Source organism: Tellurirhabdus rosea (assembly GCF_026278345.1).
GTDB lineage: Bacteria > Bacteroidota > Bacteroidia > Cytophagales > Spirosomataceae > Tellurirhabdus > Tellurirhabdus rosea.
The window spans coordinates 613,418-626,202 of sequence record NZ_CP111085.1; the positions used below are offsets into that span (position 1 = coordinate 613,418).

Sequence of the window (12,785 nt, forward strand, 5' to 3'; positions counted from 1 at the left end):
CCGGCCCGCCCCTACGGCTCGGTTTTTCCGCCCGACCACGCGAAGCTTGTGAAGTACAACGGCCGGAAAAGCGCGAAGGAGTTGCCGTTATCAGGCCCAAAAGACCACGGCCCTCCGCTCCGGAACCCATCAGGAGTTTCCGGAGCGGAGGGACCGGCCGGGGTGTTGTTAGTATCCGCCCAGGTATTTTCTGAATCCCCATTCCAGAGCGGCCAGGGTAACGATCAGGAAAAACAGCCAGCGGAGGTTGATGAGTTCGTTCAGTTGTTCGCTGCTGCTCAGCCGGGAAACGGGTTTCTGTTTCTGCAAATCCTGCCTGAGACTGGCGAGGCTGGAGGCGTTGTAGAAGCGGCCGCCGGTCTGCTGCGAAAGCTGGCGCAGAAGCAGGTGGTCGGCCGTGGTGTTGAGCGCTTCGAGCTGTAGTTCGCGCACAAAAAACTCACCGGTAGCCGTTTCCGTCTTGCCGTTGAGCGAAGCCGTGGCGCGGAAGCGGTAAACTCCTTCCGGCAGCGTACTCACCTCAAAACGGCCGTTGGATTCGGTCGGGGTGTAGGTAAAGACCCGCGTTACGGCCTTTTCGTTCGTGATTTCCAGGCGGACGGGGCGGTTGTAGAGGCGTTCGTAGATATCGTTGTACATCTCCGTTTCGAACGCCACCTTCTCGCCCGTTACGAATTCATTCCGAGTCGGGTACACGCGCAATTTGCGGCGGTCTTCCTTGACCGAAATCAGCTGCATCACTTTTTGCAGCATCTCGTCCACCACTTCCTGTTTATCGGTTTGCGCAAACTCTTCAAGCCGCCATTCCCAGATGCCTTCTCCGGCCAGAACCGCCGCTTTGCGCTGGCCAGTCGTGTTCAGGGCGAGCAGCGGCTTGGTGGTCCGGACGGTGCCCACCTGCTGCCACAGCACCACCTGACTGGCCGGTTTGAGCTGATAATCGCCGAACGGCACCGAAACGGGCGGCATGCGCTCCAGAATGGCCAGTTTGCTGGCGTCGAGATTGATTTGCTGAAAATCGGCGTTAAAACGCCCGGCGACCTTGTCGAGCTGACCACCCGAGGCCGAAATCTGCATGACCGGGTTCAGGCTGTTCAGGTTCTGCAACCCGGACTGGTTGCCCACCACAAACAGCACCGGCGTATTTTTGGCCAGCACCCGCTGGACGACTCCCGACCCCGCATTGCCGACATCGGGCAACTGGTGCAGGATAATCAGGTCGTAGGGTTTGTCGGGAATTTCGGCCACGCCCGCGTTCAGAATGCGGATGTCGAGTTCGTAGTTCTCGTTTTTTTCAATGATGCTTCGAATCGCCTTGATATCCGGATGGGGACTCAGGGCCAGCAGCAGAATTTTTTCCTTGCCGTCGATGACGTCGATATACACGTCCCGGCGGTTGTTCCGGGGGGAGTATTCGCCCGCCTGCGGAATGACCTCGACCACCAGATGCTGAACGCCTTTCTGGGAGGCCGCCGCCTGGAAGGTGACAGACTGGAAGGTTTCCGGCCGGGTGAAGCTCACGTTCTGGCGACCCACTTCCCGACCGTTCTGCCGCAGCACCACGGTTGCCGTTTTGCCCTGGAAGCCGTAGCTGGATACGTCGGCCTGCACCGGAAACTGGTTGCCGAGGTAGGCAATCTTGTTGGAAATGGCATCTTTCAGCAATACGTCGCGCTTGGGAATGGTGTCCCCCAGCCCGACGGAGTGAATCGCAAAATTATACCGGCCGAAGGTCGGCGAAACGCCCTGGTTGACAATCCCGTCGGAGACGAGCACCACGTCCGTCAGGTTGCGGCCTTCGTAATTGGACCGGATGGTATTGAGCAGTTCCGACAGATTGGTACTGCGGGAATTAAAGGTGATTGCGCTCAGATTTTCCGAAACCGCGCTGTCGCCCAGCGTCTGTACGGCCACTTCGATGCCCTCCGCGCTCAGTTCACTCCGCACCTGTTCCAACGCGCTCAGCGCCCCGGTCAGGCGGTCGCGCCCGGCCACCTGCATCGATTCGGAGTTGTCGATGGCCAGCACGACCTTTGGCTTCTCGGTGGAGGTGGTGATGCTGCGGACCAGCGGGTTAACCAGCAGAAAGCAGATCAGACTCACGGCCACGAAGCGCAGGGCTGCCAGTCCGTAGTTCAGCCGTTTGTTCCAGTCGGGCCGACGTTGGTACAAAGCAAACGCATACGCCGCGCCGGCCACCAGACAAACTAAAATCCACCAGGGTGAAGATTGGAAAAAGAGTTCAGAGCGCATAGAAAAAATCATAAGTCGTAAGTCGTAAGTCGTAAGTCGTTGAGCCTTCACTGGCTCTTACTCAGCAAAGCCGCCTACGACTTAAGGACTTACGACTTACGACTGTTTTACGTTAACATCCCCCCGTCGACCTGCAACACCTGGCCGGTGATGTAGCGGGAGAGGTCGGAAGCGAGGAAGATGGCCGCGTCGGCAACTTCTTCCGGTTGGCCGCCCCGTTTGAGCGGGATGGTCTGCTTCCATTCTTCAACGGCTTTTTCGGCTAGTTCGCCGGTCATTTCCGTCTCAATAAAGCCCGGCGCGATGGCATTCGACCGAATGTTCCGCGATCCAAGTTCCAGCGCGACTGATTTGGTAAAGCCGATGATGCCCGATTTGGACGCCGCGTAGTTGGACTGCCCGGCATTGCCCCGGATGCCCACAATCGACGTCAGGTTCACGATCGAACCGGCTTTGGCTTTCATCATGGGTTTGATAACCGCCTTGGTCAGGTTGAAAACCGACTTCAGGTTGACCGTAATGACCTCGTCCCACTGCTGTTCGGACATGCGCATCAGCAGGCCGTCGCGGGTGATTCCGGCATTATTAATTAAAACGTCAATTTTACCAAAATCGGCTACAACCTGGGCCGCTAAATCTTCGGCGGCGGCGAAATCCGAGGCATCGGAACGGTAGCCTTTGGCCCGAATTCCGAAAGCCTGCAGTTCAGCCTCAAGGGCCTGACCTTTTTCAACGCTCGACAGGTACGTAAAAGCGACGTCGGCGCCTTCCTGCGCAAAACGCGTAGCAATGGCCCGTCCAATGCCCCGCGAGGCTCCGGTTATCAACGCCACTTTACCTTGCAGTAAACTCATGAGTGTATGTTACGAATAAATTGATGGTTTCACAAAGGCCCAAAATTAACCGTTTGCGCGGGGATGACAAAAACCGTGTATATTTAGCGCGGCCTCACCAGACGAGTTCGTCCCTTGCCGCTGACCCTTATGCGAAACCTTTGCCTGCTTTTGCCGTTCCTGCCGTTCCTTTGCGCTGCCCAGCAGGTGCACTCCCATAACGACTATGAAAAACCTGCCCCGCTGACGGCCGCCTTGGAAGCCCGGGCCACTTCCGTGGAAGCAGACGTGTTTCTGGTCGATGGAAAATTGATGGTGGCCCACGCCCGCAACGAAATAAGGCCCGGCCGCACCCTCGATTCGCTGTACCTCCGGCCGCTCACCCGGCTGTTTGACCAGCATAAGGATAAAGTCAGTCCGGACCGAAAATACTCATTGCAATTATTGGTTGATGTGAAAGATGAGGCCGTGCCTACCCTGAAAAAACTGGAGGAGGTCATTGCCCCGATGCGGACCCGTTTCGACCGGGGCATCAACCCGATGGCCGTGCAGCTCATCATCAGCGGCAACCGCCCGCCCGTCGCGGCCTGGATCGATTACCCGCCGCATCTGCAATTCGACGGACGGCCCAACGAAGTGTATGATGCCGAAACCCTCAAACACGTGGCCCTCATCAGCGATACGTTCCGCAATTATTCGCGCTGGAACGGCGAAGGCGAGTTGCCCGACCGGGACAAGGAAACGCTGAAACGAATTATCAAACGGGTCCACGCTTACGGGAAGCCCATCCGTTTCTGGGCCACGCCCGACACGCCCAACGCCTGGAAGCAACTGGCCAAACTGGGCGTCGATTTCATCAATACCGACAAGGTGAAGGAGTGCGCGGAGGTGGTGCGGTGAAAAGTTCCTCGCAGATTGGCGCGGATTTCTAGGCGCAGATTAGGCAGAAAAATCCGCGCTAATCTGCGTCTAAAAATCTGCGCTAATCTGCGAGAAACAAGCCTTTTTATTTTCCAAATACGTAATTAACCGTAATCGCCGGTTTTAGAGTTACGCCACCCTGCACGGTCCACGCGTCGCTGATATCCTCGTCTTTAAGCACAGCCAGGTTTGCCAGTGTGGCCTCCAGCAACAGATGCTGCCCGACCAGATACGCTAGCCCACCTGAAACGTCCAGAGAATAATCCTGCTTCTTCGTCCGGATAAAACCTGGTCCCGACTGGAGCGCCGCTTCCTGCCGATTCCACAGCAAGCCCAGAGCCGCCGAGCCACCCACAAACGGCCGCAGGCGACGTTGTGACAGATAGCGGCGAACAAACGGCCGCAGTTCGAGGCGCGTGTACCTGAATATGTCGCTTGACGGAAACTGGCTCTGAATCGGCTCCAGGGAGTTGCGACTATCCAGCGAGCTTAAGCCAATCGACAGGCCCACAAGCGTATTGTCTGCCACAAAGCGACCGATACCGGGAGCCAGGTACACTCTCATGTTCCTCTCGCTGGAAAGAGAAGTACCCTGATCCAGTAAACGACTGGAGTTTTTTTCATTCTGCAAGCTGACTGTTCCTGACAACACCCACGAGCCGCGCCGCGTCTGCCGCGCGTCAGTCAATGATTCAACCGGGTGGGCGGCAGTCGGACGACCGGTCAGGAAGAACAGCCCCGCCGACAGGCTGCTAAATTGAAACGGAAACACATCGGCCCGGCTGCGCAGCTCAAACCCAACGCGGTTAGTGACAAAATAGGCAAGCCCGATTTCTGAAAAAGGCCGCAGAAACAGCGTTTCTTCCCGGGTGCGGGTGATGCTTTGCTGACCGTCGGCCAGGGTAGTACCGTTAATTTGTCGTCTTAACCCGTACCCTGCCGACAAGCCGCCTCCCAGAAAGAACCGGTATCGCTCGCTGCCCAGATAACGCCTTACCAGTCCATCCACCTGCGCCTCCTGCTGCCCTTGCGGTCCCAATTGGTTGGGGAAACTAACCTGACTCCGCGTCAGCCCCGCCCCAATGCCCCAGGCCCAATTGCCGCGAAAGAATTGTTGTCGGGTAATTTGCAATTCCATTGAGGTGGTGACAATGTTAGATCGCCCTGCTGGCTGACCAGTAGGCGTTGTCGTTTCAACGCGCAGGCTGTTCCGGTAACCGGTCGCGGTGCCGGTCCAGTAAACGGTGCCCTGTTCGGTTTGAGCTAAGGCCGGTCCGGCAAGGGCCGTTACTAAGGTGGATACAATTAGCTTTTTAATAGGGATAGTTTAACGATCCCCAATAATACATGAACAACCTATCCTTTAATAGGTATTTTTTTATGCGCCGCCTGCCTTTTCGTAAACGGTAAAAACAAAACAGGCCGGACTTTCGCCCGGCCTGTTCAGCACTAAATGTATGTTCGATTATTCCGTCACCGGCTCCGGTTTTCTCACCGAAATCGTCAGGTTTTCACCGTTGTCGTCATAGTCAGCCATGATCACGTCGCCTTCCTTCAGGTCGCCTTTCAGGATTTCCTCGGCGACGGGGTCTTCGAGGTATTTCTGGATGGCGCGGCTGAGCGGGCGGGCACCGTACTGCGGGTCGTAGCCTTTCTCTGACAGGAAGTCTTTCGCCTTCTCCGTCAGTTCGACATTGTAGCCGAGGCTCGTCACGCGGGCCAGCAGTTTGCCGAGCATGAGGTCGATGATCTTGTGGATGTCTTCGCGCAGCAGCGAGTTGAACACGATCACATCGTCCAGACGGTTCAGGAATTCCGGCGAGAACGCTTTCCGCAGGGCATTCTGAATCGTGCTCTTCATGATGTCGTCCTGGTTCTCTGACTTGGCTTTGGTCGCGAAACCAATGCCCGTTCCGAAATCCTTCAGGTCACGCACCCCGATGTTGGAGGTCATGATGATGATGGTGTTCCGGAAGTCTACGCGGCGACCCAGACCGTCGGTCAGGATACCGTCGTCGAGGACCTGCAGCAGGATGTTGAACACATCCGGGTGCGCTTTCTCGATTTCGTCCAGCAGCACGACCGAGTACGGCTTGCGGCGGATTTTCTCCGTCAGCTGACCGCCTTCTTCGTAACCGACATAGCCCGGAGGCGCGCCGACCAGACGGCTGACGCTGAATTTCTCCATGTACTCCGACATGTCGATCCGCACGAGCGCGTCTTCCTTATCGAAGAGGTAGGTGGCCAGTACTTTGGCAAGCTCTGTTTTCCCGACGCCCGTAGGTCCGAGGAAGATGAACGAACCAATCGGCTTTTTCGGATCTTTCAGACCGACGCGGGTCCGCTGGATGGCTTTCACCAGTTTCTCCACGGCTTTGTCCTGTCCGATTACCCGGCCTTTCAGCTCTTCGCCCATGTTCAGGAGCTTGGCTCCTTCGTTGGTGGCCACGCGATTGGTCGGGATACCTGTCATCATCGCTACGACTTCGGCCACGTTTTCTTCGTTAACCGTGTAGCGCTTCTTCTTGGTCTCTTCTTCCCACGCCTGCTTGGCGCGTTCGAGCTGGTCGATCAGGCGTTTTTCCTTGTCGCGCAACTGAGCGGCTTCTTCGTATTTCTGGCTCTTGACAACCTGGTTCTTTTCTTTCTTGATATTCTCGATGCTTTCTTCGAGCTTCAGAATATCTTCCGGAACCGAGATGTTGGAGATGTGCACGCGGGCACCCACTTCGTCGAGTACGTCGATAGCCTTGTCGGGCAGGAAGCGGTCAGAGATGTAACGCTCCGACAGTTTCACGGCGGCCTCAACGGCTTCCGGCGTGTAGTTGACGTGGTGGTGATCCTCGTACTTATCTTTGATGTTGTTCAGGATTTCGATGGTTTCCTCGACAGACGTAGCGTCGACCATCACCACCTGGAAGCGGCGGGCAAGTGCTCCGTCCTTCTCGATGTACTGACGGTATTCGTCCAGCGTCGTAGCCCCGATGCATTGAATGTCGCCGCGGGCAAGGGCCGGCTTGAACATGTTTGAGGCGTCGAGTGATCCGGATGCGCCACCGGCTCCGACGATCGTATGCAGCTCGTCAATGAACAGGATGACTTCCGGTGATTTTTCGAGCTCGTTCATCACGGCCTTCATACGCTCTTCAAACTGACCGCGGTATTTGGTACCGGCGACCAGAGAAGCGAGGTCCAGCGTTACGACGCGCTTGCCGAACAGCACACGCGATACTTTCTTCTGAACGATGCGCAGGGCCAGACCCTCGGCGATGGCCGTCTTACCGACGCCCGGCTCACCGATCAGGATCGGGTTATTCTTCTTACGGCGGCTCAGGATCTGGGCCACACGCTCGATTTCTTTCTCACGGCCGACGATGGGGTCCAGTTTCCCCAGCTCGGCTAATTTGGTCAGGTCACGGCCGAAGTTGTCGAGTACCGGGGTACGCGATTTCTCCGAGCCTTTCGGGTCTTTTCCGGACGATGAGCTTCCGCCGCCGAACATGCTGCCGCGGTCGTCGTCATCGTCGGTTTCGGGGCCCATGTGCGGGCGGGTTCCAGACGATTGATATTCCAGCATCTCCTTAATGACTTCGTAGTTCACATTGTACTTGTTGAGAATCTGCGTGGCTACGTTATCTTCATCGCGCAGGATCGACAGGAGCAGGTGCTCTGTCCCAATCAGCGGACTCTTGAAAATCTTAGCTTCCAGATACGTTATCTTCAGCACTTTTTCCGACTGACGGGTCAGCGGGATGTTAGCCAGATTCTTGACGTTGTTGGTTGCGGTTCCTTTAGTCGCCTGTTCGATGGTCAGTCGCAGCTCATCTAATGAAATGCCCAATTTCTTCAAAAGCCCAACGGCTACCCCTTCACCTTCCCGAATCATTCCCAGCAGCAGGTGCTCTGTGCCTATGTAGTCATGACCCAGGCGCAGGGCCTCCTCCCGACTGAGGGAGATGACTTCTTTTACTCGGTTTGAAAATTTAGCTTCCATTCGCTTGGGGTGTATAAAACGATTGCGTCTTCTTCTCTAACGAAATAATTTTCGGGATTGTTCACTTTCTGAAAGAGGCTTCTAAAATCTCTTTTGCAAGCGGTCCCTGGCAGAAAAAAAGGTCGATTATGCTGAGGTTTGGTACAAATTCAGTTCCAAAGTTCTGCATGTACAAAAATGGCTGATAAACACTACCACTTTTGTCAGCCCCTCGCGGCGAAATCCACCCGCGCAGGTCCGTCACTCCTTCATTCGCCTCTTTCTCAAATACTTCTGTAAACTTTATCTTTTTCTTCCAACCCAGCCATTTCAGACAGATTGTCAGCATTTCCTGATTCAGATCGAACAGGCGGCGGTGGTCTTTTTGAAGAACGGCCTCCAGGTCCGGTGCATAGTATTCAAAAAAAGGAGCTTTTCGGTACGCCGTTTCGATGGTCCGCCACTGCCGTTCGCCCCAGGGCTGCCGGTTGTCGATGCCAACGTCCCGAACGGGTTGTCTGTGGGTGCCCTCCAGCACAGGTATGGTGAGCCGCTCCGTTCCGTTTGCCGTCAGTACATAACAGCGATTTCTGTAACTTTGCTTCTGGTAGTTTTCGGCGGCTTCCAGCCAAATGGTATCAAAAGGCTGGATGGCAGTGAAATAGGCCAGGCACGGCAGGTAGTGTAATTCAATCAGAACCTCACTGTCTGCCCCCCCATCTTGGTACTTTTCCAATAAAACGATTGGTTACTTGAAATCCAAGTAACGAGAAAAAGCCTGAACTGTCAATTGTTTTAGTAAAATTTTATTTCCTTTTAATTTCCCAGTCAATCGGCTACTGGCTCTATATAAATGGGTTTATTGCTTTTTCGGCTTCTTTCCCGGCTTCCATTCCCTGTTCTGCACGGTTTAAGCGACATCTTGTACTTTTTGTTGGCCTACGGAATCCGCTACCGCCGTCGGGTAATCCAAACCAATCTGGCTCAGGCTTTTCCGGAGAAAACCCCGGCCGAACGGCAGGCGATCCTCTCCGGCTTTTACCGGAACTTCGCCGACCTGATCGTCGAAACGCTCAAGCTTCCAGACCTCACCGCCGACGACCTCCGAAGCCGGACCCTGTTCACCAATCCCGAAGCCGTGCGTCCCTACCTGAGCGCCGGAAAGCCGGTCCTGATCATGGCCTCCCACCAGTGCAACTGGGAGTGGGCGCCCTCGGCGGCGGTTCTCAACGGCTTTCCGGCCGACGCCGTTTACAAAACATTGGAAAACCCCTTTTTCGAAAACGTCGTCCGCCAGATCCGCGCCACGTTCGGGGCCAAGCCCGTACCGATGCAGCACCTGCTCCGCGATGTGGTTACCCGGCGCAACGAACCCCGGCTGATTGCGCTCGTGGCCGACCAGATGCCCGATGTTCCCGAACTGGCCTACTGGACGTCGTTTCTCCACCAGGAAACACCTTTTTACACCGGCAGCGAACGACTGGCCCGCCGCTACAACCTGCCTGTTTTCTTCATCGAAATGCAGCGCACCCGCCGAAGCCACTACGAACTGACGTTTCACCAGCTCGCCGAACCGCCATACACGGACCTGCCCGAAGGCGGCCTGATCGACCGCTACCGCGATGTACTGGAATATACGATCCGGAAGGCCCCTTCGGATTGGCTGTGGTCCCACAAAAGATGGAAACACCAGAAAGAAAAGTACGAGAAGCTGATGGGGAAGATTAGTCGGAAGTGAATAATGAATAGCGAACAATGAATAGTGAATACTGAATTAGCGAATAGCGAATAGGCTCCGCTGAGTCAGGATGCTGGACCGGCGGAGCCTATTCGCTATTCGCTAATTCACTAATTCGCTATTACTGATACTGAATGTAGACCGGCTTCGGTTCCAGGGCGAGTACCTCTTCCGGCTCCATCAGGTGGGGCGATTTGTGGCGGGAACGGTTGTCGACTTTTTTGAGGTCATTTTTGTAAAACAGCTTGAAGCCGGTGAACTGCACGGGTTCCTTGACGATGTAATCCCGGTACGAGTCGATCTTCAGCGACGGGGGGCCCCAGCCGTCCATGTGCATCACAATCTGTACTTTCGGATTTTTCTTGATGTTCTGATAATTGGTAACCATCCGCTGCGTGAACCGGTGCACCACCAGAATTTTCGGCGGCAGGTTGTTCTCTTCCGCAATATCCGCCAGGAAACTGACGGCCTTGTTTACGTCCGCGGCGTCGTAGGTGCCGATGCGGGTGCCGGGGCGGGCGCCGGTTTTCATCGAAAACTCGGGGTCGATGCCCAGATGCACGTAGGGCAGTTTGAGATAAGGACGCAGATACTCCAGTTCCCCCGGCAGATTCGCCAGCCCGACCTGAATGTCCAGAAATACGATGGCTCCGTGGTCGGCGCCCCACTTGATGACTTTTCGGATGGTGCGGTCCGTCATCCGCAGCCGGTAATTCCCGTCTTTGCCCGGTGCGCCCTGGGCGGAGATAGCCACCAGGTGCAGGGCTTTCTGGATAGGTCGGGACGGGTCGGCTTTGGCCCACTCGGCCGCCTGCTGGTCGAGGCGACGCAGCATTTCATCTTTGGGATACTCGCCCAGCGCACCCATTTTCTTGGAGTGCGGGTTGCCGTAGTAGGCAATGATGCGGCGGTTCGGCAGAAGGGTATCCGGCAGGGTTCCTTTGAACTGCAGCGTGTCGGCGCCCGGAATCACCATCGCAACCGAGTCTGATTTGGGAGCGGCAGCGGCCGAGTCTCCCGAAACGGCGCTGGTCGGGACGGCGCGGCTGGCGGTGGAGTCGGCACCGGCGGTTTGTCCGCTTTCCTCTTTTCCGCTGGTTGAACAGCCGGCCAGCCCGGCGGCAAGCATCCAGCCAGTCAGGCCAAGTACTTGTAGAAACCTTTGTTGAGTAAGAAATTGATTCATAAAATACTTTTCCACTATAACCGATATGTAAGATGGCAAAATTGCGCCAATTCACCGGATTCCCCGGATAACTTTAATAATATTTTTGACGGGCCTTACATGACCAGCTCGCCGAGGCCCTGCCGGACGATTTCAAAATCATCCCCGGCTGTGCTGACGATGGTGGACGGCACGTTGCCGCCGTAACCGCCGTCGATCACGAGGTCGACCTGGTGCTGAAACTGTTCAAAAATTTCTTCGGGGTCGGTGGGGTATTCCAGAATGTCGTCGTCCGCTTTGATGGACGTCGTGATGATCGGATTGCCCAACTCCCGGACGATGCTGCGGGGAATCGGGTGGTCGGGAACGCGGATGCCGACCGTTTTTTTGGTGGCGTTCAGGATGCGGGGGACTTTCCCGCTGGCTTCCAGAATAAACGTAAACGGCCCCGGCAGCACCCGTTTCATGAGCTTGAAGGTCTGGTTGCCGACCCGGGCGTAATCCGCGATGTGGCTCAGATCGTAGCAGATAAAGGAGAAGTCGTTCTTCTGCGGTTTGATGCCTTTGATGCGGGCCACGCGCTCGACGGCCCGGGTGTTGTGGATGTCGCAGCCGAGCCCGTAAACCGTATCGGTCGGGTAAATAATGACACCGCCATTGCGCAGGACCTCCACCACATGAAGAATTTTGCGTTCCTCGGGCGTCTGGGGGTGTATTCGTAGAAATTCAGCGGGCATAATGCATGGGTCAGGTTTGCCACAAAGGTAACTGGGTTCGCCGGCACATGGTTGATTAACTTATCATGTAGGAAGATATTCGGTAGGGCTTGCGCTGCCAGTTCAGGTATTGCCGGTACAGCCCGTTGACCGGAAGCCGCAACCGGCAGAAGTTCAGGAAAAGCTTCGTTTTCCAGTCCGGCTCCTCCATGTAAGCCAGCAGTTTTTCAAACTCGAACGCCAGTTGGTAATGCTGGGCGTAGAAGCACTGGCGGATGCTCCATTTGAGCCGGACGGCCAGCGCCCTGTATTCGTCCGGCGTCTGGCACTGGTCGAAGGCTTTGTAACACACTTTCAGCGTAGAAGGCAGCAGCAGATTCCGGGGCTTCGAGAATTCGGTAGACAGCGACTGGCGGAGCACCCGTTTGTTGGTTAACACCTCGTCCAGATAATGATAGCGGTAGTCTTTGGTCGAGCGGACCCAGAAGTCGAAATCTTCGTAGGCCAGCGTCTCGTCATACCCGCCCAGGCTGTCGAGGACCTCACGGCGCATCATCATGGTCGGCGAACAGACCACAAACGACTCCAGAATTTCCTTGAAGATAGAGCCCGAAGGAACCGCTCTGGCCGCTTCGCCCCGCTCGTTGAGGTTGAAGTGATGTCCGATAACCTGGTCTTTTTCGTCGATCAGCGCGGCATTGCTGAACACGACGGCATAATCCGCGGGCAGCCGCCCGAACGCGCTGACCTGCCGTTCGATCCGTTTCGGATGCAGCACATCGTCCGCCGAGAGATCGATCACAAACCGGCCGTTGGCCACTTTCAGGCCCTGATTGAAGGCCCGGGCAAGGCCAATGTTCCGCGAATTTTTGATGAGGTGAAGCCCCGAATGTTTTTCCCGAAATGCCTCCACGACCGGCACGGTGCGGTCGGTGCTGTTGTTGTCGACGACGATGAGTTCGACCGCCGGATAGGTCTGGTCGATAACCGATTGCAGCGAATGCCGGATGTAAGGTTCGTGGTTGAAGCTTGTGCAGATAACAGAAACTAACGGCTGCCTCGAAGACAGGTATTCGGTTAACAGTTCCTTTGGATTTTCGGAGGCAGTATGCATGGTCGGAAAGGCCCTTGCAGCCAATCTACATTGGGTCGCTTTGTTGTCTCAGTGTACTCTAGCCCTAATTAT

General features: G+C 55.8%; 10 protein-coding genes. 2 read left to right on the forward strand and 8 right to left on the reverse strand.

Annotated elements, in window-relative coordinates; genetic code table 11:
• Positions 1-168 precede the first annotated feature (168 nt).
• Together ORG26_RS02500 and fabG are read right to left on the reverse strand one after the other, a co-directional pair.
• Positions 169-2,253, reverse strand: coding sequence for a VWA domain-containing protein (locus tag ORG26_RS02500; RefSeq protein ID WP_266366943.1), 2,085 nt, complete (start codon positions 2,251-2,253; stop codon positions 169-171).
• A gap of 107 nt (positions 2,254-2,360) precedes the next feature.
• Positions 2,361-3,107, reverse strand: a complete 747-nt coding sequence (gene fabG, locus ORG26_RS02505; RefSeq protein WP_266366944.1) for a 3-oxoacyl-[acyl-carrier-protein] reductase — start codon at positions 3,105-3,107, stop codon at positions 2,361-2,363.
• Positions 3,108-3,236: 129 nt separating this feature from the next.
• Between fabG and ORG26_RS02510 the strand changes: the two genes are divergently transcribed.
• Positions 3,237-3,986 carry a phosphatidylinositol-specific phospholipase C/glycerophosphodiester phosphodiesterase family protein gene (locus ORG26_RS02510; RefSeq protein ID WP_266366945.1) on the forward strand — a complete coding sequence of 250 codons (750 nt, stop codon included), beginning with the start codon at positions 3,237-3,239 and terminating at the stop codon, positions 3,984-3,986.
• Positions 3,987-4,092: 106 nt separating this feature from the next.
• On the opposite strand, the gene ORG26_RS02515 is transcribed toward ORG26_RS02510, so the two are convergent.
• The 3 genes from ORG26_RS02515 to ORG26_RS02525 form a co-directional block, all read right to left on the reverse strand.
• Complete coding sequence (locus ORG26_RS02515) at positions 4,093-5,145, reverse strand: hypothetical protein (protein WP_266366946.1); 1,053 nt, start codon at positions 5,143-5,145, stop codon at positions 4,093-4,095.
• A 327-nt stretch (positions 5,146-5,472) separates the two neighbouring features.
• Positions 5,473-8,001 carry an ATP-dependent Clp protease ATP-binding subunit gene (locus ORG26_RS02520; protein ID WP_266366947.1) on the reverse strand — a complete coding sequence of 843 codons (2,529 nt, stop codon included), beginning with the start codon at positions 7,999-8,001 and terminating at the stop codon, positions 5,473-5,475.
• Between the two features lie 61 nt (positions 8,002-8,062).
• Complete coding sequence (locus tag ORG26_RS02525) at positions 8,063-8,716, reverse strand: WbqC family protein (protein WP_266366948.1); 654 nt, start codon at positions 8,714-8,716, stop codon at positions 8,063-8,065.
• 117 nt (positions 8,717-8,833) lie between these two features.
• Between ORG26_RS02525 and ORG26_RS02530 the strand changes: the two genes are divergently transcribed.
• Positions 8,834-9,718: a lysophospholipid acyltransferase family protein gene (locus tag ORG26_RS02530; protein WP_266366949.1), complete on the forward strand. Its 885-nt coding sequence runs from the start codon at positions 8,834-8,836 to the stop codon at positions 9,716-9,718.
• 121 nt (positions 9,719-9,839) lie between these two features.
• On the opposite strand, the gene ORG26_RS02535 is transcribed toward ORG26_RS02530, so the two are convergent.
• The 3 genes from ORG26_RS02535 to ORG26_RS02545 all read right to left on the reverse strand — a co-directional run bounded on the left by ORG26_RS02535 (position 9,840) and on the right by ORG26_RS02545 (position 12,713).
• A complete protein-coding gene (locus ORG26_RS02535) occupies positions 9,840-10,904 on the reverse strand; it encodes a hypothetical protein (RefSeq protein ID WP_323134342.1) in 1,065 nt (354 codons plus the stop codon).
• A 95-nt stretch (positions 10,905-10,999) separates the two neighbouring features.
• Positions 11,000-11,620, reverse strand: coding sequence for an L-threonylcarbamoyladenylate synthase (locus ORG26_RS02540; RefSeq protein ID WP_266366950.1), 621 nt, complete (start codon positions 11,618-11,620; stop codon positions 11,000-11,002).
• A gap of 55 nt (positions 11,621-11,675) precedes the next feature.
• Entirely contained in the window at positions 11,676-12,713 is a 1,038-nt protein-coding gene (locus ORG26_RS02545) for a glycosyltransferase family 2 protein (protein WP_266366951.1), read from the reverse strand.
• Positions 12,714-12,785: the final 72 nt, after the last annotated feature.